This is a genomic window from Methylobacterium sp. 88A (assembly GCF_000376345.1).
GTDB lineage: Bacteria > Pseudomonadota > Alphaproteobacteria > Rhizobiales > Beijerinckiaceae > Methylobacterium > Methylobacterium bullatum.
The window spans coordinates 2,869,438-2,887,970 of the sequence record NZ_AQVT01000001.1; the positions used below are offsets into that span (position 1 = coordinate 2,869,438).

Below are 18,533 nucleotides of genomic sequence, written 5' to 3' on the forward strand. Positions count from 1 at the left end.
TTGCCCTGCCCTATGTGCGAAAGGTTGGGCCGGCACGCCGCGATGTCGGCCTACACCATGCCGAGGGCCTGCATGTAGAGCTCCAGGATCGCCTCTTCCTCCTGGCGCTCGGCATGGTCCTTCTTGCGCAGGGAGATGATCTTGCGCAGGGCCTTCACGTCGAAGCCGGTGCCCTTGGCCTCGGCATAGACGTCCTTGATGTCGCCGGCGAGGCCGGCCTTCTCCTCCTCCAGGCGTTCGATGCGCTCGATGAAGCTCTTGAGCTGGTCGGCGGCAACCGAGGAGGCATCGACGGCGGGTGCGGCGGAAGCGGCCATGAGCGTCTCAATTCCTGATCTGACGCGCATCGGGTGGGATGCGCCGGAGGAGGCTGGTTAAGCGATCACGCTTACCGGAAGCTTAGTGCGGCTCGGCTTGGGCCTTCGAGAAGGCCGCCTGCTGCTCGGACGTGGTCTCGGCCTGGTTCAGCCGCTTCCATTCCTCATAGGGCATTCCGTAGACGCGCTCGCGGGTCTCGTCCTTGGTGAGGCCGAGGCCGCGCTCGTCGGCGGCGTCCTTCATCCAGTTCGACAGACAGTTCCGGCAGAAGCCGGCCATGTTCATGAGGTCGATGTTCTGGACGTCGCTGCGCGTCTGCAGATGCGCCACGAGGCGGCGGAACACCGCGGCTTCCAATTCCGTCCGGGTGGCGGTGTCGATCTCGGTCATGGCTGTTTCCTCATCCTCGGGCTCGCGGCCAGTCACCGCTTTCGCGCGAGGATATACCATCGCTGATGCGCGGTCCCGTTTTCGGGCGCATGGCTTTCGGGGGCATGGCGATCCCGGCGCTCCTGCGCGCGCATGACCTCCCGCGGAAATGCGGGTTCATGCGGGAGGCGCCGGACACTTCGCTTGGGATCGCGAATAACGCGGCCCCCTATGTAGTCACCTCGTTCCCGAGCGGCCAACGGCCTGTCCAGCGCCAGGACTAATGTCCGTCGCTCTTCGGGTGGGTTCATATTCCGGTGAGCCTGCAGTGTCCCTTGGGGATCTTGCCATCCGGGTCTCGGCTCCGGTGGTCGATCGGGATGAGGAGTTACGGGAACTGTCAGAACGGTTGCGAAACCGGAGGCGCCGACCGTCGCTCCGTGCGGAAGGCCATTCAAAATTGGAGCGGGGCGCGGTTGATCCGGAGTGGGTGTCAACGGGCCGGCGCGGCGGAACTGTCGCTGGCAGCGCGGCGTCAGCCACGACAGCCTATAAAGCCATGCTGGAAGCCGCACCGAGCGTCGCGCGCACCGGAGAAGTAGAAGCCGTGCACGCGGATGTTCTGGTCAAGCTCGCAATCCTCAACCCCGGAACATAATGTTGCAGGCTGATTGCCCGGCGCGGCGCAAACCCGAGCGATCTCGTCAGGCGTGAGGGCTAACTGCCAATTGGAACAGCGATGAAACGCCTGTCCGGACCCTCAAAACCCATCGAATAGACCGAGACGATGGCGACCATACCTGGCGTCATGTCGGGTGCAAAGGAGACGAGACCATCGTACTGTCTGACCACTGCATAAAGCCGATAGCCCCGCGGGCAGCCACGGCTCTCCGGCACGGCGGTATCGCGATAAACCTCGCGAGCTTTTCCATTGACGGTCAAGGTAAGGGCAAAGCCCGATACATACTCCTCGCCCAGGGCCGCGCATTTTGGCGGGGCAATACCGTCCTCGATTGTTGACAGCACCAGCTCATAGTCCTGATCGGGATCCGCCATGCCGTCACCAGGGCGGCCGAAGCGCAACTTGCGCATATCGGTGTTCAGTGCACCATCGGCATTGAGGGCAGCGATATCTACCGGTTCACCAATGTCCAGCTTGTCGAGCATGGGCTTGGCCTTGGCCCGTACGCCGGCCACTGCCGAGGCGATGCTGCCGGTCTCGTTCTCGATTACCTGACGGAAGGGGGTGCCCTCGACCCAGCTCTTGGTGTTGAGGTCGAGCACGTACAGATTGGCATACGCAAAGCCAGAACCGTCCTGGATGCCGAATTCCTCGTAGGCGAAATAAGAGCCGGTGTTGGAATAGCCGATGAAGCCGATCCCGGCGCGGTCTCCGGCTGAGGCCGGTAAGGCCAACAACATCAGCAAAACGACCGTAAGCTTGCAGATATTGAATATCAATTCTCTGCTCTCCTAAGTCCTGGCGTCGGCAACCTGTTGACAAGATCGAAAACCGGCAAGCGACTACCACGAAGTGATGCCGAATCGCCATTCGTCTCGATGACAGCAATCACATTATGCCACTTGATCTCGGTGATTGCTGCTCCTCGCTCTCTTGCGTCTAGCGCATCGCGAGGCCTCAAATCAGCGCTTGCCCGGCGTCTCGCGCATGCGGGTGCCAAACCGCACGACGTTGCGGCAGGGTTCGTCCTACATCGGGGCTACACAGGAACTCACGGCCCACCGCCCTCTGACGGAGACCGCGACATTCAATAGGATCCAGTCATGAACACCCGTTTCGCTTCCGCCGTTGCCGCTGTTGCTTTGACCCTCGGCGCCGTTGCTTCGCCTGCGCTCGCTCAGAGCTATACTGCGCCCGCCGGTATCTCTGCCTACGCGGCCCCCGGCAGTGCAGGCCGTCAGGTCGTCGCCGATGACGATTTGACCACCGGGTCGGTCGTCAGCCGCCGCAGCGTCGATTCCGCCCGCGAAGGCAACGCAGAGCAGAACAGCTTCCCGGTCTGGCAGTACGGCCGCACCTCCGGCGGCCCCCGCTAAACACAGTCTGCTCAAATGACGAAAGCGGCGGGGCGTGAGCCCCGCCGCTTTCGTATGTGCTCTCTGTTCATCACCGAATGACGGTCAGCCGGCTTTCGGCATCAGCGGTCGGAGGAGCTTGGCGAAACGCGCCGCCCATTCGATCTGGCCCGGCTCCAGGGCGATGAGATCCTGCCGGATCTCCACCAGGGCATTGGGCAGGCCGCGCGCGATGGCGTGGCGGTCGATCGTGTCGCCCGGCAGGCCCCCGCCATAGGGCTCGTTGTCGCCCACCGTCAGCCCGGCCGGGTCGGCGCGCAAGCCGGCGATGAGGGGCGCACTCATCCGGTCGTCCCCGTCCCACAGGATGCCCACATGCCAGGGCCGCATAAAGCCGCGCCACGAGGCCGTGAAGCTGTGCATCGTGACGATGGAAGGCGGCACGCCTACCTCCGTGGCCCGCGCGACGGCCGCATTCACCGCCTCGTCGAACGGCACGTAGAAGCGCCGGATGCGCTCGTCCTTGCCGGCTTCGTCGATGCGGGCGTTGCCCGGCACCACCGCACCATCCGACAGGCGCATGACCAGCGTCGGGTCCTCGCGCCCCCGGTTGGGGTCGATGACGAGGCGCGAGAACCGCGTGAGGATGGCCGGCACGCCGAGATGTGCCGCGAGCCGCCGCGTCACATCCGCCGCGCCGATATCGTAGGCGATGTGGCGCGCGAATTCCCGTTCCGGAACGCCGAGCTGCGCCAGATCCTCCGGTACGTGATTCGAAGCGTGTTCGCAGATGAGGAGGAGCCCGGATGCGGGATCGCCTGGGATCGTCTCGACGGGATGCGGCGGAAACATGAGGTGGTCACGGTCCTTCAGGGCCGATCGGGAGGAAATCCCCCTGGGCAGGCAGGAAACACGCCGCCGGTCGCGTCATCGCACGCTTGCCGAGGCGGCAGGGCTCGGGCACAGCACGTATAGGCGATCGCGCCGCCACGGCAATAATCCGGCGGACAAGCAATCCGGCCCGCGCGATCGGACCTTGATGAGACACGGACACGCCATGACCGCGCCTTCACACGCCTCCCCCGCTTCCTCCCCTTCGTCCCACGATGCCGCTCGCGGCCTGCTTCTCGGCTTCCTCGACGAGGCGATCGCCGCCGCGCATCCGTCCCGCTGCCTGGTGCCGCACCTGCCCGCCCCCGGCACGGGCCGGCTGATCATCCTCGGTGCCGGCAAGGCCGGCGGCAGCATGGCCGCCGTGGCGAGCCGGTTCTACCGGGAGCAGCACGGTGTCGACGAGAGCCGCATCGTCGGCCTGGCGGTGGCCCGCCACGGCTACGGCGAGGATGCCCCGATGATCCGCATGGTCGAGGCCGGGCACCCGGTGCCGGACCAGGCCGGCATCGACGCCACCATCGACGCCCTGAAGATCGCGGCCGATGCCGGTCCGGAGGACGACGTGCTGGTGCTGCTCTCGGGCGGCGGTTCGGCCAACTGGATCGCGCCCGCCGGCGACCTCACCCTCACCGAGAAACAGGCGGTGACCAAGGCGCTGCTGCGCTCCGGCGCGCCGATCAACGAGATCAACGCGGTGCGCAAGCACCTCTCCCGGATCAAGGGCGGACGTCTGGCCATGATGGCCCGCAACGCGCGCTCGATCCTGACGCTGGCCATCTCCGACGTGCCGCACGACGATCCGGCGGTGATCGCCTCGGGTCCGACCGTGCCCGATCCCTCGACGCTCGCCGACGCCCGCGAGATCTGCGAGCGCCGCAACATTCCCCTGCCCGAGACCGCCAAGGCCCTCCTCAACGACCCGGCCAACGAGACCCCGAAGGCGGGCGACCCCTCCTTCGCCCGGGCCGAGTACCGCATCATCGCCCGTCCCATCGACGCCCTGAACGCGGCGTCCGACGCGGCCAAGCGCGCCGGCTACGAGATCGTGATGCTCGGCCCCGACGTGGAGGGGGAGGCCCGCGAGGTCGCGGCGGAACACGCCGCCCTCGCCAAGGAGATGAAGGCGGCCGGCCGTAAGGTGGCGATCATCTCCGGCGGCGAACTCACCGTGACCATCGTCGGCGAGGGCCATGGCGGCCCGAACCAGGAATACGCCCTCGCCCTCGCGATCGGCCTCGATGGCGAATCCGGTATCCTCGGCATTGCCGCCGATACCGACGGCACCGACGGCGGACGCGGCGAGGCCACCGATCCGGCCGGCGGTCTCGTCGACCCGACGACGCTGGAGCGCGCCCGCGCCGCCGGCCTCGATCCGGCTGCGATGCTCGCGGACAATGATTCGACGAAGTTCTTCGCCACGATCGGCGATCTCGTCCAGCCGGGTCCCACTCGCACCAATGTCAACGATTGCCGCATCATCCTCGTCGGTTAACGGCGTGAGCCGTCGCCGTACGACCCCCTCCCCGCCGCGCGTGGGGAGGGGGAAGGTTCTCTGGCTCGCCTCCCCGCTGGCCGCCCTCTTCCTCACCGCCTCGCCCGCCCGCGCCGATCTGCGGATGTGCAACCAGACCGCAAGCAAGGTCGGCATCTCGCTGGGATATCGCGATACGCAGGGCTGGGTGACGGAAGGGTGGTGGGACGTGGCGCCCAAAGGGTGTGAAACCCTGCTGCGCGGCGCTCTCGCCGCGCGGTTCTATTACGTCTACGCGGTGGACTATACCCGCGGTGGCGAGTGGAACGGCCGATCGCTCATGTGCACCCGCGACACCGAATTCACGATTCGCGGCGTCGAGGATTGTCTCGCGCGAGGCTACGACCGCAACGGCTTCTACGAGGTCGATACCGGTGAGCAGAAGAGCTGGACGATCCAGCTCACTGACCCGAGCCAGCCGGGGGCGCCTTAAGCGGGTAATATCCTCGCTCGTCGGGAAAGCCCTTTCGAAGGGCCAGGGCCGAATTATAGAGAAATGATAAGCTTCACCTATTCTTGTCGCGTCATTCGGCCTTGTGGAGCGCCGAATCGAGGAAAGGTACGAACGAATCGAGATCGATCGTCCAGGAATTGACGAGGATCTGCTGCTCCTCGAGCCAAGCACGGTAATCGTGCCCCTTGGCGATCGACAGGCGCGCGTAGTTAAAACGAAGCGCATACGAGCCGTCCTTGATGGGCAGCAATTCCAGGATCATCGTTCCTGGTCGCGAGAACACGATATGGGACAGGCCCGCACCATGGGGCGCCATGATCACCGAGGCATGCCGGGCGAGGGCAATCTGGTGCCAGAGCGGAATGCTTGAAAACTCTTGAATCTCGAAGCCACGTTCGCGGGCTAGGGTCTCGATCTCCGCTTCGTTGGTCAGCACGCGACGGTCGGCATCGCGCCGCGTGATGTAGAGGCGTTCGGGAAGCGCGATACCGTGCTCGGCCGCCATTCGGCTGGCCTCTTCCCCCAACGTCTCATAGACCGGATCGAGGTGTTTCCAGCCCACCATGCCCTTGAAGGTAACGGGTGCAAGAAGCAGCCGTTCGACGAAAACCGGTCCGGTCAGCTTCTTCGCCGCTTCGCCGAAGCCGAGGATATCCAGTGTCACCTGCTCAAATCCGGGATTTTTCCCGTTCAACAGGATTTTGAAGCTTTCATCCTCGAGAATATCGCTATCGGGGATCCAGGCGAGACGGGGGAGATAATCCGCGATCCAATGGTAGATCCCACGGCTTCCGCGATTTCCAGCAAAGCCGATAGAGATCGTCTCGACGGAGGCTCGGTCCAAGGTCGCCATGGGTATCCCACGGGGGATGATGAGTTCACCCTTTTCGGTCCACATCTGGCCCGAGGGTTCCGTGAAGACATTCCGGTACTCGATGACTTTTGGTTGTCTCCCCTCTTCCGCCGACTCACGGAATTTCGCCGCATCGTTGGCGAGCATCTCGGCGTGATGAGAGGACGTCTTCGGCGATGTCGTCAGCGCAACCGTACCCCAGACTTCATTTTTGGGCTGGTTCCGGAAAGCAAAGTTCGTCTTGTCACTTCTGATCAGGTCGCCGCCACCGCGGAATTTGCTTACGCAATCCTTGAGTTTTTGCTTAAGGATAGGATCCTGCAAATGCTTGAAGACGTGTCTGGCGGCTTTACCGAAGCGCGGCGAGGCCTGGGCCTCGGCATCGGTGATCAGGATACGGGCGCCTTTTTCGGGGTGCTCGCGCAGGGCAAGTTCCTTCACCGCAGCGAGCTTCACACCCATGGAGATGTCCGGTTCGAGGACACGCTCGGTCACCTGAGCGACCAGCGCCTCGTCATTCAACATCAGCGCCGCGTAGAGTCGTTGCATCACCAGTTGAGGCTGCAAGATTTGGAGGGAGCGATCCTCCGTCTTGTCGATCACAGCGGTCCATTCGTTTGCCACGGCATGGCGGCGACAGGCACGGAGCGCTGCATTCGCATCGCTGGGCGATGCTTCGGTCTTCACAACGCTCACTCTCGTCCAACTCCGTCGTTTCGATCCAAGGTTGCAAGCTGGCGATGAACCGTCTTGATGATCGGAGCCGGCTTGCAATGCCGGAGCGCAAGATGCCCTTCTGGCCTGATCGTTCAGCTCTCGTCGCTCGAATCCGATGCCTTTGCGGGACGGGCCTCAACACGAGCTTTGCGGCGCGCTGCCTTGCGAGCGCCGATACGGTCCTGGCGCCGCTTTTCAGCCGCTTCGGAGCGCTGAGAAGTTGCTTGCTCGTCCATTGATTTCTCCTGCCTTTACGGGAAACCAGACTGGGTACAACTCCGGTCTTGCAATGCGGGCCTACCTCAAGGCGCGCAGCGATGTCAAAGCGAAGCGCTCGACCCTCCCGCTGAATTTTTCCTCTTTTCGATCGGCCGTCCTCGTATTGTGTCATGCAAGCCGAGCCGCCGTACTTCTCTAGCGGGGGCACTCCCTGAACGGCCGCGATCCCGGCCAGACGCGGCAGCGGATCAAGCAGGTCGTTTCGCCAACCGATATGAGCGCGAAACCTTGACGCGCGGCCCGCCTCGGTGCTTGTGACCCCTCGCCCCCAATCGGCCGTTCGAATCCGACGGGTATCCTCAAAAACTTGGAGACCGGAGTGAAACGCTCGCGCCGCACGAAGATCATCGCCACCCTCGGTCCGGCTTCCGATACGCCGGAGATGATCGAGAAACTGTTCCGCGCCGGTGCGGATGTGTTCCGGCTCAACATGAGCCACCTTCCGCGCGAGAAATTGCCCGAGAAGATCGAGGTGATCCGCACCATCGAGCGCGAGTTGCGCCGGCCCATCGCGGTCCTGGTGGATCTCCAGGGCCCGAAGCTGCGGGTCGCCGCCTTCGCCGAGGGCGGCGCCATCCTCGAGAACGGCGCCTCGTTCGTGCTCGATTCGGATCCGACGCCGGGCGACATCCATCGTGTCTACCTGCCGCATCCCGAGATTCTCTCCGCGCTGGAACCGGGCCACGTCGTCATCATCGATGACGGGAAGTTGCGCCTGGTCGTGACCGAGGTCTCCGAGGGACGCGCGGTGACCGAGGTCGTCATCGGCGGCAGGATTTCCAACCGCAAGGGCGTGTCCCTGCCCGACACCGTGATCCCGGTGGCGGCGATGACCGAGAAGGATCGCGGCGATCTCGAAGCCGGGCTCAATGCCGGGGCGGACTGGATCGCGGTCTCCTTCGTTCAGCGTCCCGAGGACGTGGCCGAGGTGAAGAAGGTCGCCGCCGGCCGCGCCCTGGTCATGGCCAAGATCGAGAAGCCGCAGGCCCTCACCCGCCTCGACGAGATCATCGAGATCTCCGACGGGATCATGGTGGCGCGCGGCGATCTCGGCGTGGAGATGCCACTGGAGCAGGTGCCGGGCGTGCAGAAACGCATCACGCGCGGTGCGCGGCGCCTCGGCAAGCCCGTCGTCGTCGCGACGCAGATGCTCGAATCGATGATCACGGCCCCGGTGCCGACGCGCGCCGAGGTCTCGGACGTGGCGACCGCCGTCTACGAGGGCGCCGATGCGGTGATGCTGTCGGCCGAGAGCGCGTCCGGCGCCTTCCCCATCGAGGCGATCTCGATGATGAGCCGCATCGCCGAGCAGGTGGAGCGCGATGCCCTCTACTGGACGATCCTCACGGCGCAGCGTTCGGAGCCCGACGCCACCGCATCGGACGCCATCGCGGCGGCCGCCCATCAGATGGTCGACGCCCTCAACCTCACCGCCATCATGGCCTGGACGCATTCGGGATCGACGGCCCTGCGTCTCGCCCGCTCGCGGCCCAACGCCACGATCATCGCGCTGACGCCGAAGCGCGAGACCGCCCGGCGGCTGGCCATGTGCTGGGGCACGCACCCGATCGTCACCAACGATGCCAGCGACGTGGACGACATGGCCTTCCGCGCGGCGAAATTCGCCGTGCGCGAGCGCTTCGCCGAGATCGGCGACCGGGTCATCGTGGTGGCCGGCGTGCCGTTCGGGACACCGGGCGCCACCAACCTCGTGCGGATCGCCTTCGTCACCCGCGATCACGCCGCGAGAGCCTGATCGGATCAGCGCGCGACGGGCTGCTCATGTCTCGTCGCGCCGATCCGGGTGGCGAGCCCTTCGACCGCATCCACGAGGGCGTCCGTTGCCATGTAAGGCACCATGTGCCCGATGCCCGGCAGGAGAACGAGCCGGGCGCCGGGGATGAGTTTGGCGAGGGGGTCGGCATGGCGCGTCGCCGGAACGGCGGCATCCGCATCGCCGGAGACGACCACTGTCGGAACGGCGATCTCACCGTAGCGTGGAGCCTGGGCCGCCAAGGCGGCGGGCAGGCCGATCAGGTCTTCGAGATTCGCGAGCATCGTCGCGGGGCGCAGCACTAGGGCTGAGCGGCTCCGCTCGAGATAGTCCCCGGGGAGTTCCTGCGGGCGGAAGGCCGCACGGCCCGCGCGTTCCAGATAGTAGAGGCCGATCGGTGTCGCGACGGTGCGGCTGAGCAGCCATGCGACCGGAGGCTTCAGGGCGAGACGGTAGTACCACGGCAGAGGCGCCATGGCCGGAAACGGCATCGCCACCGGCGCCACCAGGACGAGACCCGAGACGACTTCGGGATGGTCGAGGGCGATGGCGGTGGCCAGGGCGCCGGACCAGGAATGGCCGAGCAGGACCACCGGGCCGGTCCCCATGCGCGCGACCGCCTGTGCGATCGCATGGCCCTGCACCGCCGGGCTTCCCCCATCACGGCCGCCGAGGCGGTCGCTCCAGCCGTATCCGGGCCTGTCGAAGGCAATGACGCGATAGCCGTTCTGGGCGAGCCTGCGGCCGACGCCTTCCATCGGGTCGGCCGCGTTGGCGGAGGCTCCGTGAAGAAGCACGACGGTCCCCTTCGACGACGTCGTCGGGCCGGCCTGGATGGTGGCGAGCCGCCCGCCATCCACCTCGATGAAAGGCCCCTGCGGCGGAAACCGGGCGCCGACCCGCAAGGTGACGATCAGGGTGACGAGGGCTCCGGCCGCGAGAACGCTGACGATCACCCCGAGCATCGCGCCCGCGATCAGGCCGAGCCAGTGGAGGAGAACCATGTCCGGCTACAGGTCCCGGCCGTCGATCTCAGGGACAAGCCGGTCGATGGCGCTCTGGAGCTTCTCCATGCGCGGATAGATGGCGGCGGCGCGGCGGAAAGCGTCCAGGGCGCGACGCTTGTCGTCCATGGACAGATAGATCCGCCCCAGCGCGGCCCAGGCCTCGTAATGCCGTGGTTCCAGCACCAGCGTCCGCTGCAGGTCGGCCACGGCGTTGGTCTGGTCGGTGAGAAGCCAGAACACCGTGGCCCGCCGGTTCCAGCCCTCGGCCCATTGCGGCTCGAGGGTGGTAGCGCGGTCCATCAACTCGACGGCGAGGGCATAGTCGCGGCCCGACATCGCCTGACGGGCACGTTCCGTGAGAAGGTCGGCGGTGGCGCTGCCGGAGCGCCCGAGGCGCTGCTCGATCAGGCGGGAGATGCCTTTGGCCTCGGCATCGTCCTCGGACGCCTTCAGCCTCGCATAGAGATCCTCGAGGCTCGGCGCCTGCACCTTCCTGGGTGCATCCTTCTCGGTTTGCCTGACCTGTCCGGTCTCTCTGCTCTGACCTGCTTGAGGCAGAGCGTCGGCGGACGATACCCCGAACGAAAAAAACGCGGCGCTCAGGAGCGCAGCGTTGAACGGAATGCCAAAGTGCCGGGACAGCGTCATGAGAGCGAGCTTCCTCGCCCTTCACGCCGCCGTCAACCGGCCGGCTTGACGCGGCTGCCCCGAATTGCCGGGCAGCCCGCAGCCTCAGCCCTGACGGGCCTTGAAGCGCTTCTGCGTCTTGTTGATGACGTAGACGCGGCCCTTGCGGCGCACGAGCTGGTTGTCGCGGTGACGGCCACGGAGGGACTTGAGGGAGTTGCGAATCTTCATCGGTCTCACGTCGGCCGGGTTTGAGCCCGCCGCCTGTCCATAGGGTCTCGGGAACGAGGCACCTCGGTAAGGCGTCCTCGGCGATGGCAGTTCACGCATCGCGGAAAGGCGGTTGCCATATCAGGCTTGAGCGCCTGAAGGCAAGGTGCAACCGACCTGCCGGGGATGCGGATTCTTCAAACTTTCGCCCCGGCGCACGGCCGGGGCCTTCTCGTCCCTCGTTGGACGCCCTCAGCGCTCGCGCCAAGCCTTGGCGATCTGGTCCGTCAGGGGCTTCGTCAGGTAGGAGATGACCGAGCGGTCCCCGAGTTGCATGAAGGCCTCCACGGGCATGCCGGGCACGAGCTGGACCTTGCCGAGGCGCTCCACCTGATCCTCCGTCATGCGGATGCGCGCGGTGTAGTAGGTCATGCCGCTCTTCGGGTCCTGCGAGACGTCGGCCGAAACCCGGCTCACGATCCCGTCGATCTCGGGCGTCGTCCGCTGGTTGAAGGCCGGGAAACGTAGGACAGCGCGCTGATCGACGCGCACGTTGTCAATGTCCTGCGGCTGGATCCTGACCTCGACGATGAGCTTGTCGGCGTCGGGTACGATGAGCATCGCCGGCTCGCTGGGAACCACGAGACCGCCGATCGTATGCACCGTCAGCTGGTGGACCGTGCCGTTCTGGGGCGAGCGCATGTCGATGCGCTTGAGCTGATCCTCGGCGGCGATTCGCTTCTCCACATATTCGGACCAGCGGCCACGGATCTCGGCGAGCTCCTTGCCGGTCTCGGTCCGCATGTCCTGGTCTATCTGGAAGATCTGCAGCTCGATCTCGGTGATCTTGCCCTTGGCGGATGCGGTGGAGGCGATGAGTTGCCCGCGCTCGCCCTGCAGCCGGGCGCCGTCCCGTTCCAGGGCGGTGACGCGGGAGAGCGGCACGAGGTTCTTGCCGTAGAGCTCGCGCACGCCCTTCAGCTCGGTTCCGATCAAGGCCGTTTCCCGCTCCTTGGCGGCGGCCTGTTCGGTGAGACCCTTGATCTCCTCGCCGAGCTGGGAGACGCGCTCGCGCAGCTGCGCCTTCTGGCCTTCACGGCCGGCCACGCGGGCTTGGAACAGGCGGGTTTCGCTGTCGACCAGATGGGCGACAGACGGATCCTTGGCCTTGCGGGCTAGAAGGTCCGGCGGGAAGGTGATCTCGGACGCGCCGTCGCGCTCGGCCTCGTCACGCGCCCGACGGGCTGCGAACTCATCGAGCGCCTTCAGGATGATGTCGAGATTGGCGCGGGTCTGGGTCTCGTCCAGGCGGATCAGGATGTCGCCGGCTTTCACCCGCGCGCCTTCCTTCACCCGCAACTCGCCGACGACGCCGCCGGTGGGGTGCTGCACCTTCTTCACGTCCGATTCGACCATGAGCTGGCCCGGCGCGATCACGGCACCCGAAATCATCGTGAAGGTGGCCCAGCCGCCGATTCCGATGACGAGGACGGCGCCGACTCCGATCGCGGCGGCGAGGTGACGGCGGATCGACCCGTTGGCGGTGGGCCGGATTTGAGCGGCGGGGAGGCCGGTGGGCGACAGTGCGATGGCCATCACGCGCTCTCCTGCAGGGTGGCGACGTTCGCGCCGGTACGTTGTGCGGCGACGGGCTCGGCGGCGGGAGCCGGAGTCGACCGGAGGACGCGCTTGAGCACCTCGTCCTTGGGGCCGAAGGCCTGGGCGCGACCGTCGGCCATCATCAGGATCATGTCGACGGCGGCCAGAGCGCTGGGGCGGTGCGCCACGACGATGCAAATGCCGCCGCGCTGCCGCACCCCGACGATGGCCTGGGTCAGGGCGTTCTCGCCCTCCCCATCGAGATTCGAATTGGGTTCGTCGAGCACCACGAGGAAGGGGGCGCCATAGAGCGCCCTCGCCAGTCCGACCCGCTGGCGCTGCCCTGCCGACAGGCCCGCCCCGCCCTCGCCGATCCGGGTGTCGTAGCCTTCCGCCAGGCGCAAAATCATCTCATGGATACCCGCTGCCTTGGCGGCCGAGATGACCGCACCCGACTGGGCATTGGGATCGAACCGGGCGATGTTCTCGGCGATGGTGCCGGCAAACAGCTCCACCTCCTGCGGCAGGAAGCCGATATGCGGCCCGAGATCGGCGCTCGACCATTGGTCGATGGCCGCGCCGTCGATCCTGACCTTGCCGCGCACGGGCGGCCAGACGCCGACGATGGCGCGGACGAGGCTCGACTTGCCCGAGGCGCTCGGGCCGATGATTCCGAGCCCCTGCCCCCGCTGCAGGGACAGGCTGACATCCTGCACGACGATGCGCTGGGTTCCCGGCGGTGCGAGGGTGACGTTTTCGGCGACGAGGCTCTGCGACGGAGCGGGCAGAGCATGGGGCTGTTCGACGGCGGGCAGGCGGGCGAACAACTCCGAGAGCCGTGCCCAGCTCTGGCGCGCCTGCACGAATCCCTTCCAGTTGGCGATGGCGAGTTCCGCCGGAGCCAGGGCGCGGGCCACGAGGATTGACGAGGCGATGATGACGCCCGCAGAGGCGAGGTTGTTGATGACGAGCCAGGCGCCGAGGGCGAGCACGCCCGATTGCAGCGCCATGCGGAACACTTTCGAGCCCGCTCCGAAACCGCCCGCGACGTCCGAGACGGCCATCTGAGACTGCATGTAATCGCGGTTGGCGCCGCCCCAGCGATCGGCGAAGCGTCCCTGCATCCCCATGGCGGCCAGCACCTCGGCGTTGCGGCGCCCGGCTTCCGCGAGGCCGTTGCGACGCATGCCGTGGGCGGTTGCGGTCTGGGTCGGGGCGCGGGTCGAGCGATCCGTGGTCAGGGCGAGGACGGCCAGGACCGCCGCGCCCACGAGCGCGGCGACGCCGATGAGAGGGTGGAAGAGGAAGCAGATAAAGACGTAGATCGGCATCCACGGCAGATCGAAGAAGGCCGAGGGCCCCGTGCCGCCGAGGAAGGCACGCAACTGGTCGAGATCGCGCAGGGGCAGCAGCCCGTCGCCCGGGGTCGCGCCCTTCAGGGGAGCCCGCACGACGATGTCGAACACCCGCGCCGAGAGGGCTTCGTCCAGCGAGGCGCCGACGCGCGCGAGGATCCGCGAGCGGATCGTCTCCAGGACGCCCTGAAATCCGTAGAGGACCAGAGCGAGGATCATGAGGCCGATAAGTGTCGGAACGCTCCGGCTCGGAATGACGCGGTCATAGACTTCGAGCATGAAGAATGAACCGGTCAGATACAGAATGTTCACCAACCCGCTCATCACCGCGACGCCGATGAACGCCGTTCGGCAACTTGCCAATGCCGAAATGATCTCGGCTGATTCCCGCCCCTTAGCCACTGCCGCCCCCGCCGTCGCGTTCGATTGTCAAGTTTAGTGTGAATGGTAGTCTGCGATACCGTTTGGGAACGGCGGCCCGACACTCGCCTCCTTTATAAGAAAAGCGTGAAGTCGAGAACTCGAAAACATGCTGCTGCGGTTGGATTATGGCCGTCTGTGTCCGGAGGGTCCATCTCTCGCGGCATATGCCCCCGGCTCTCGCCGCCTCAGGGGGGATGAACCGCTTCCTTTCCCCCGAGACGTGGCCTTCGTATTCGGAAGAGGAAACGATGCGGTCGGCACAGATGGGTCGTCGACGACTTGCTTGCGCGTGCCGGCTGCCGATCCCGTGAAGAAACCCCGAGCAAGCATGGTCCGTAAACGTTCTCGGCCTATGGTGGTGAGAGAAACGGTGAAGCGCCGGAGCGTCTTGCGTGCGGTCGGACAAAGAAACGGAAACGTCTCCAGAGCCGGTGTCACGGCGCGAGGACCGTAACTCGACGAACTGGATAGCCAACGTTCGGCTTCCCGATGGTCGGGAAATTCCATGCACCGTGAAGGACGTCTCGAAATCCGGCGCCAAGCTTGGTATTCCAGCCTACCACGCGCTGCCCGAGTCGTTCCTGCTCCGCATCATCGGCCGGGACTTCGTCTGCATGGTGAAGCTCGCCTGGAGGCGCGGCGACTATGTCGGCGTTAGGATCGAGCGCGTCGGCAAGGTGGCGCCACCGCGCGTCCGGGACGAGCCGCCGCAGCCGGTGGCGACCTCCTTGGACAAACCGGAGGCGATCGACGAACCGGGCGGCGTCGGTATTCCTTCGCGCAGACGGAAACCATCGTCCTTCTGACGCGGGATCGAAGTGGTCTCCGTGACCGCGTCAGGCCCGGATCAGGTCCCTCATGCCGGGCGCTTTCTCGCTGCCGGGGAAGACCTTCTCGGAAAGAACCTTCTCCTCGAAGCCGAATTGGTCGATCAGCAGGCCCTTCATCACGGCGCGCAGATCCATCGTCGGAGCGAGATCGCGGCCTTCGAACAGGGCGCTTTCCTTGAGGCTCGGCCAATCGGCGATCACCCGCCCTCCCGCCACCGCTCCACCGACGAGGAAGGCGACCGTGGCCGTGCCGTGATCCGTGCCGGAGGAGCCGTTCACATGCACCGTGCGGCCGAATTCGGTGACGATCAGCACCGATGTCTGGGCCCAGGAGGCACCGAGCCCCTCCTTGATCGCCGCCATGCCGGCATCGAGGGAAGCGAGGTTCTTGGCCAGGCGCCCTTCGTAGGGGCCTTGCGAAGAGTGGGTGTCCCAGCCGTCGAAATTCATCACGGCGATGCGGGGGCCGGTCACCGGGGCCATGAGCGAGGCTGCGGCGCGGGCGGCGGAGGCGAAGCTGTTGGGGCCCTTCAACGGCTGCTTGCCCATCGCCGCCATGCTGGGATCCGAAGCGATGAAGTCGTCGACCTGCACGCCCTCCCGCAGGGCATTGGCCAGGGCTTGGTCCTTGTCGTCGTAGAGGGCCTGAAGCCGCATCAGCGTATCGGCCGAGGCGTAGGGCAGAGTCTGTGGCTGCCATGTCTCGACCTGGGCCGGACCGCGAAGGATCAGCGGTGTCGTTGCGCTCACGGAGAGAGCCTTGGCCGGCCTCAACTCGATGCCCTTGGCCTTGGGAATGAGCGAGAGCGCGCGGTTGAGCCATCCGGTATCGACTCCGGTACTCGATCGCGTCATCCCGTTCTCGAGGACCTCCTGCGCGTCGAAATGCGAGCGGGCGCGGTAGGGGGTTGCGACGGCATGGAACAGCGTGGCCTCGCGCTTGGCATAGAGGTCCGCCAGGTTCGGCATCGCCGGGTTGAGCGAGAACAGCGGGTCGAGCCGAAACGGCGTATGCGTCGGGGACAGCTTGAAGTCGGAGCGGATCGCCGCGAATTGTGGATCGCCCACCGGCATCACCGCCGAGAGGCCGTCGAGGCCGCCGCGCAGCACCACCACGAGGAAGCGCGGGTCGCGGCCGGAGGCGGCCCAGACCTTGGGCACATAAGGCCATGCGAAGAGGGCGCCGGCACCGAGCAGCAGGTTGCGGCGCGTCGGCAGGTGGGCGTGTTCCTGAGGGTTCATGGGGTCATCGCCTCTCGACCGGCTAAGCAGAGTTCGCAACAGTGGTCATCGGTTTTGCGCCTTGAAACCTGCGACATTCCAAAGGCTTGAGCGAGGTGAAGCAGTGGCTCTCCAACGCGAACCCGCTCAGCGCCGCTGGAATTCCGGGCTCAGCATCAGCAGGGCCAAGGCCTGTTCGGAGCTTTCCCCCTGCCTGATCACGCGCCGTGTCTCGTCCGAGAAATAGCTGCCGATCCGGTCGTCCACGAGCTTGCGGATGTCCACGTGATCCGCGTTGAGCGTCGCGCATTGCTGCGCCCAGTCGATCCGGCTCTTGATACCGTCCGAGGTCACCCAGGCATCGTCCTCCTCGGCCCAACCCTTCGGGGACGGGGCCGCCAGGAACGGCTGGCCCATGGCGAGGAGCGAGGCCTTCGGAGACGGTCTGACCGGCGCTTGCCCGAGGAGGCGGCCGGTCGCGGCCAGGAACTCGAGCGGCGGGCGCAGCTTCACGGGGGCAGCGGCCCAGGCCTCGTCGCTCCGGATCAGGGCGGTGGTCACGGCCTTCAGATCGCCGTCGCTGTCCCTGAAGACTTTGGCGAGGCTGTTTTGCAGCGAGTCCGACACTTTTTCCGAGACGAAGGCGCGTGCCATCCGCCGCGTCACGTAGCGCGCCGTGGATGGGTGACGGGCGAGGTCGGTCAGGACGGCGAGGAATTCATCGGCTCCCGCCTCGGCGTAGCGCTTGCCCAGGATGGTTTTCGGCCCTGGCTGATGCTGGCGCTCTTGAAACACCACCTTGCCGAGAGTCTCGGAATGCGGCTTGAGATCCACGGTCCAGCCCGTGAGGACGGAGGCCAGGGCGGTGACGTCGGCCTGGCTGTAGCCCCCGTCGACGCCGAGGGTGTGAAGTTCGAGCACTTCGCGCCCGAGATTCTCGTTGAGGCCGGATTTCTTGATACGACCGACCTTGGAATCGGGCCCGATGGACGATGCGTTGTCCAGATAATAGAGCATGGAGGCGTGCAGGATCGCCGCCTTGGCCATGTCGTGAAAGCGGCCGAGAATGAATGGCCGAATGGCTTCACGCTGGAACGAGCCTGCCGTTAGGCTGGATTTCCCCTTACCCGCGCCGACGGTGAAGTGGTTGCTCCAGTGCAGGAACAGCCGCTCGTGCAGGGGCGCCTTCGTCGCAGCCGCCAGTCTCAGCCAAGCGATCAGCTCATCGGGATTTTTCGTGGTCGGAGCCTGCGTGACTGCGGTCTCGGGCTCCATCATGCCGCCAGCCATCGACGGCTCGGTACCGGGCGCCATGGCCATGGCGCCGTCCTGTTTCACCTTGGCATTGCCGGACCCCGTATCCGCCATCGCCTCGCGACGTTGCCGCGCGATCTGACGGCGTTGCATCATCGCCTGCAACTGGTCGCTGCTGGACATCAGCGTGGCTTCGGGGACCGTCAGCGGCATGTCGAGCTGGGCACGGACGTAGCCGCGCGGATCGTCCACGGCGGATAGATCGATGGCGCCGCATCCGAGACCGAACCGTCCGACCGCATTCGAGAATGCCAAGTTTCGGCTCATCATCATCTCCGGCATCCGGGACCGCTGGCCGAGATGCCCGGCACCGAATGAACGCGCTCGTCTTACACGACCTGTCTGAGGCGGTTCTGTGACCGGGCCTTCGGCTCACGCAAGCGTGACAGTGACGAGCATCGGCCGATCGAACCACGACTGCATCGGACCAGACTCGTCGACAGGATCCCGTGCAGGTTGTGCCGAGTGCGTGAAAACCGGTCCGGGACCAGGCACGAACGAGAAAAGGCCCCGTTTCCGGGGCCTTTGTTCTCTCGACCATTCCACTGAAAGAGGAATGGTGGGCGCGACAGGGATCGAACCTGTGACCCCTACCATGTCAAGGTAGTGCTCTCCCGCTGAGCTACGCGCCCCGGCTGAAGCGTTTCCGCTGCAGCGAGGAGCGGCGTATAGCTTTGGGTCGGAACGGGCGTCAAGGGCCTTTCGTCCGGAAAGAGCGTGT

17 protein-coding genes and 1 tRNA gene are annotated in these 18,533 nt (G+C 65.8%); 5 read left to right on the forward strand and 13 right to left on the reverse strand.

All coding sequences use genetic code 11. From position 1 onward, the window contains the following. Positions 1–50: 50 nt before the first annotated feature. From A3OM_RS0113845 to A3OM_RS0113860, 3 genes are all read right to left on the reverse strand, one after another. A complete protein-coding gene (locus A3OM_RS0113845; RefSeq protein WP_018044356.1) occupies positions 51–317 on the reverse strand; it encodes a DUF2312 domain-containing protein in 267 nt (88 codons plus the stop codon). An 82-nt stretch (positions 318–399) separates the two neighbouring features. Further along, a complete protein-coding gene (locus A3OM_RS0113850) occupies positions 400–708 on the reverse strand; it encodes a DUF1244 domain-containing protein (protein WP_018044357.1) in 309 nt (102 codons plus the stop codon). A 696-nt stretch (positions 709–1,404) separates the two neighbouring features. Next, positions 1,405–2,148 (reverse strand): DUF2259 domain-containing protein, encoded by a 744-nt coding sequence (locus tag A3OM_RS0113860; RefSeq protein ID WP_018044359.1) that lies wholly within the window; start codon positions 2,146–2,148, stop codon positions 1,405–1,407. A 324-nt stretch (positions 2,149–2,472) separates the two neighbouring features. On the opposite strand from A3OM_RS0113860, the gene A3OM_RS0113865 reads away from it, so the two are divergent. Further along, the gene (locus tag A3OM_RS0113865) at positions 2,473–2,745 is read left to right on the forward strand and encodes a hypothetical protein (protein ID WP_018044360.1); all 273 of its coding nucleotides are present in this window, start codon (positions 2,473–2,475) and stop codon (positions 2,743–2,745) included. A gap of 84 nt (positions 2,746–2,829) precedes the next feature. On the opposite strand, the gene A3OM_RS0113870 is transcribed toward A3OM_RS0113865, so the two are convergent. Beyond that, on the reverse strand, positions 2,830–3,576 hold the full coding sequence (locus tag A3OM_RS0113870) for an N-formylglutamate amidohydrolase (RefSeq protein ID WP_018044361.1): 747 nt from the start codon (positions 3,574–3,576) through the stop codon (positions 2,830–2,832). Positions 3,577–3,781: 205 nt separating this feature from the next. On the opposite strand from A3OM_RS0113870, the gene A3OM_RS0113875 reads away from it, so the two are divergent. Together A3OM_RS0113875 and A3OM_RS0113880 are read left to right on the forward strand one after the other, a co-directional pair. Next, positions 3,782–5,110, forward strand: a complete 1,329-nt coding sequence (locus A3OM_RS0113875) for a glycerate kinase (protein WP_018044362.1) — start codon at positions 3,782–3,784, stop codon at positions 5,108–5,110. Positions 5,111–5,114: 4 nt separating this feature from the next. Further along, positions 5,115–5,582, forward strand: coding sequence for a DUF1036 domain-containing protein (locus tag A3OM_RS0113880; RefSeq protein WP_274534485.1), 468 nt, complete (start codon positions 5,115–5,117; stop codon positions 5,580–5,582). A 91-nt stretch (positions 5,583–5,673) separates the two neighbouring features. Here A3OM_RS0113880 and A3OM_RS24010 read toward each other — a convergent pair whose 3' ends face one another. Beyond that, positions 5,674–7,143 (reverse strand): glycosyltransferase family 61 protein, encoded by a 1,470-nt coding sequence (locus A3OM_RS24010; RefSeq protein WP_018044364.1) that lies wholly within the window; start codon positions 7,141–7,143, stop codon positions 5,674–5,676. A 628-nt stretch (positions 7,144–7,771) separates the two neighbouring features. Between A3OM_RS24010 and pyk the strand changes: the two genes are divergently transcribed. Then, entirely contained in the window at positions 7,772–9,208 is a 1,437-nt protein-coding gene (gene pyk / locus A3OM_RS0113890; protein WP_018044365.1) for a pyruvate kinase, read from the forward strand. Between the two features lie 5 nt (positions 9,209–9,213). Here the strand turns inward: pyk and A3OM_RS0113895 are convergent, their stop codons facing one another. The 5 genes from A3OM_RS0113895 to A3OM_RS0113915 form a co-directional block, all read right to left on the reverse strand. Next, a complete protein-coding gene (locus A3OM_RS0113895; protein ID WP_018044366.1) occupies positions 9,214–10,230 on the reverse strand; it encodes an alpha/beta hydrolase in 1,017 nt (338 codons plus the stop codon). A 6-nt stretch (positions 10,231–10,236) separates the two neighbouring features. Then, positions 10,237–10,881, reverse strand: coding sequence for a tetratricopeptide repeat protein (locus A3OM_RS0113900; RefSeq protein ID WP_026176017.1), 645 nt, complete (start codon positions 10,879–10,881; stop codon positions 10,237–10,239). Between the two features lie 84 nt (positions 10,882–10,965). Next, positions 10,966–11,091, reverse strand: a complete 126-nt coding sequence (gene ykgO, locus A3OM_RS0113905) for a type B 50S ribosomal protein L36 (protein ID WP_003601867.1) — start codon at positions 11,089–11,091, stop codon at positions 10,966–10,968. Between the two features lie 231 nt (positions 11,092–11,322). Then, the gene (locus tag A3OM_RS0113910) at positions 11,323–12,666 is read right to left on the reverse strand and encodes an HlyD family type I secretion periplasmic adaptor subunit (protein WP_018044368.1); all 1,344 of its coding nucleotides are present in this window, start codon (positions 12,664–12,666) and stop codon (positions 11,323–11,325) included. Next, positions 12,666–14,426: a type I secretion system permease/ATPase gene (locus tag A3OM_RS0113915; protein WP_026176018.1), complete on the reverse strand. Its 1,761-nt coding sequence runs from the start codon at positions 14,424–14,426 to the stop codon at positions 12,666–12,668. Before A3OM_RS0113915 ends, A3OM_RS0113910 begins: the two co-directional genes overlap by 1 nt. Positions 14,427–14,839: 413 nt before the next feature. Here A3OM_RS0113915 and A3OM_RS24785 point away from each other — a divergent pair, with 413 nt between their 5' ends. Further along, positions 14,840–15,253, forward strand: coding sequence for a PilZ domain-containing protein (locus tag A3OM_RS24785; RefSeq protein ID WP_147830368.1), 414 nt, complete (start codon positions 14,840–14,842; stop codon positions 15,251–15,253). Between the two features lie 30 nt (positions 15,254–15,283). Here the strand turns inward: A3OM_RS24785 and A3OM_RS0113925 are convergent, their stop codons facing one another. The 3 genes from A3OM_RS0113925 to A3OM_RS0113935 form a co-directional block, all read right to left on the reverse strand. Continuing rightward, positions 15,284–16,519: a DUF1501 domain-containing protein gene (locus tag A3OM_RS0113925; RefSeq protein ID WP_018044371.1), complete on the reverse strand. Its 1,236-nt coding sequence runs from the start codon at positions 16,517–16,519 to the stop codon at positions 15,284–15,286. Between the two features lie 126 nt (positions 16,520–16,645). Beyond that, positions 16,646–18,067 carry a DUF1800 family protein gene (locus A3OM_RS0113930; protein ID WP_245257792.1) on the reverse strand — a complete coding sequence of 474 codons (1,422 nt, stop codon included), beginning with the start codon at positions 18,065–18,067 and terminating at the stop codon, positions 16,646–16,648. Positions 18,068–18,369: 302 nt separating this feature from the next. Then, positions 18,370–18,444 (reverse strand) — tRNA-Val (locus A3OM_RS0113935). Positions 18,445–18,533 lie beyond the last annotated feature (89 nt).

Coding starts and splice junctions, on each gene's coding strand:
- A3OM_RS0113845 (WP_018044356.1), bottom strand. CDS start 317: ATGGCCGCTTCCGCCGCACCCGCCGTCGATGCCTCCTCGGTTGCCGCC.
- A3OM_RS0113850 (WP_018044357.1), bottom strand. CDS start 708: ATGACCGAGATCGACACCGCCACCCGGACGGAATTGGAAGCCGCGGTG.
- A3OM_RS0113865 (WP_018044360.1), top strand. CDS start 2,473: ATGAACACCCGTTTCGCTTCCGCCGTTGCCGCTGTTGCTTTGACCCTC.
- A3OM_RS0113870 (WP_018044361.1), bottom strand. CDS start 3,576: ATGTTTCCGCCGCATCCCGTCGAGACGATCCCAGGCGATCCCGCATCC.
- A3OM_RS0113875 (WP_018044362.1), top strand. CDS start 3,782: ATGACCGCGCCTTCACACGCCTCCCCCGCTTCCTCCCCTTCGTCCCAC.
- A3OM_RS0113895 (WP_018044366.1), bottom strand. CDS start 10,230: ATGGTTCTCCTCCACTGGCTCGGCCTGATCGCGGGCGCGATGCTCGGG.
- A3OM_RS0113900 (WP_026176017.1), bottom strand. CDS start 10,881: ATGACGCTGTCCCGGCACTTTGGCATTCCGTTCAACGCTGCGCTCCTG.
- ykgO (WP_003601867.1), bottom strand. CDS start 11,091: ATGAAGATTCGCAACTCCCTCAAGTCCCTCCGTGGCCGTCACCGCGAC.
- A3OM_RS0113910 (WP_018044368.1), bottom strand. CDS start 12,666: ATGGCCATCGCACTGTCGCCCACCGGCCTCCCCGCCGCTCAAATCCGG.
- A3OM_RS0113925 (WP_018044371.1), bottom strand. CDS start 16,519: ATGAACCCTCAGGAACACGCCCACCTGCCGACGCGCCGCAACCTGCTG.